The 1,608-nt window shown below is 45.8% G+C and carries 1 protein-coding gene; it reads left to right on the top strand.

Features of this window, described 5'->3' with window-relative positions; genetic code table 11:
* Nucleotides 1–270 precede the first annotated feature (270 nt).
* Nucleotides 271–1,482: an IS110 family transposase gene (locus tag PG722_RS13915; RefSeq protein WP_117555181.1), complete on the top strand. Its 1,212-nt coding sequence runs from the start codon at nt 271–273 to the stop codon at nt 1,480–1,482.
* The last annotated feature ends 126 nt before the right edge of the window (nt 1,483–1,608 follow it).

Genomic DNA, 1,608 nt, shown 5'->3' with positions numbered 1-1,608 from the left:
TTTGCTAATATAAGTTTACGGACAAGGCGCGGCAGCCAGCCGTGCCTTGCTCTATCTCATGCCTAAGCTACAATAAGAGGAGTAATTGGCCTGGCAAGCTTGACTCTGGACTATCCACGTCCGTAAATAAAACTGTCAGCCATCCTCTTATTGCAGCGTTCGGTTTAAGCAGGTTGGGCTTTGCGCTCGGTTTACCAAGCAAATAGAATCGGCAATGAGAAAACGATGGTCGCCACATTACAGATATTTCTTTTGCTTGGAGGAATGCTAATGAATGCTGTAGGAATCGATGTTTCCAAAGGGAAAAGTATGGTTGCTGTTATGCGGCCACTTGGAGAACTCGTGGTAAAACCGTTTGAAGTTCACCACACGGCCAATGAGCTTAAAGATCTGTCAGATCTTCTGCGTGGTCTGGACGGCGAAGTTCGGATTATCATGGAGTTCACAGGCCGTTATTATCAGCCCATAGCCCGGTATCTCGTCGAGGCCGGCTTCTTTGTGGGTGTTGTCCACGCGAAACTCATACATGATTTTGGAAACAACTCAATTCGTAAAGTCAAAACTGATAGAGCCGATGCAATCAAAATTGCCAATTATGGTCTTTCCAACTGGATCTCTCTTAAGCGGTACACACCGGAGGACGAAACCCGATTGCTATTGAAAACCTGTAATCGCCAGTATAATCAGTACATGAAACTAAAAGTGTCTTTGAAAAACAACCTGATTGCAATCCTTGATCAGACTTTCTCGGGTTTGAACGAGATGTTTACCAGTCCTGTGAGAGCAGATGGGCACGAAAAATGGGTTGACTTCGCAGAAAAATTCTGGCACTGTGAGATCGTTTCTTCTATGAGCAGAGCAAAATTTACCACCCAGTACAGCAAATGGTGCCAAAAGCATGGATATAATCGCAGTGATAGCAAGGCGTCTGCACTCTATGAGCTTGCCTTGAATCAGGTCGCTACGCTGCCGCCTACGACACAAACGAAGGCTTTAATCGTTCAGGCCATCTCCCAACTGAACTTTGTTTCTGTCTCACTGGCCGAGCTGCGCAGACAGATGCAGCAGTTGGCTGCATCTTTGCCGGAGTACCCTGTTGTTCTTGCCATGAGTGGTGTTGGAGAGACTTTGGGGCCTCAGCTCATAGCGGAAATTGGAGATGTACGCCGCTTTTCCCACAAGGGTGCCCTCGTGGCTTTCGCTGGAGTAGATGCACCCCCGTTTCAATCCGGTGTCTTTGAGTCCGCCAGTCGAAGCATATCTAAGCGTGGTTCACCGGCTTTGCGAAAAGCACTCTTTCAAGTCATGAAAAGCATTCTAAAAAATTCTCCGTCTGATGATGCTGTCTACCAGTTTCTTGACCGAAAACGTGCTGAAGGGAAACATTATTACGTTTACATGGTTGCTGGCTGCAATAAGTTCTTGCGCATCTATTACGCTCGTGTGAAAGAATATCTGATCACCCTTGAAAACATATCTTAATCTGAAGGCATCTTTGCTTTATTTGGTCAGCGCAAAAATCTCGGGTGCGGTGGCTTAATTTCTCATACCATTTTTTCATTCTTAAAAAACTATTTCTTTCCCCCTTGACTTTCCTTTGCAGGTTTT

Origin of the sequence: Butyricicoccus sp. OF27-2pH9A (assembly GCF_027693185.1) — a bacterium.
Lineage (GTDB): Bacteria > Bacillota > Clostridia > Oscillospirales > Butyricicoccaceae > Agathobaculum > Agathobaculum butyriciproducens.
This window is presented reverse-complemented; position numbering and strand designations above follow the sequence as displayed.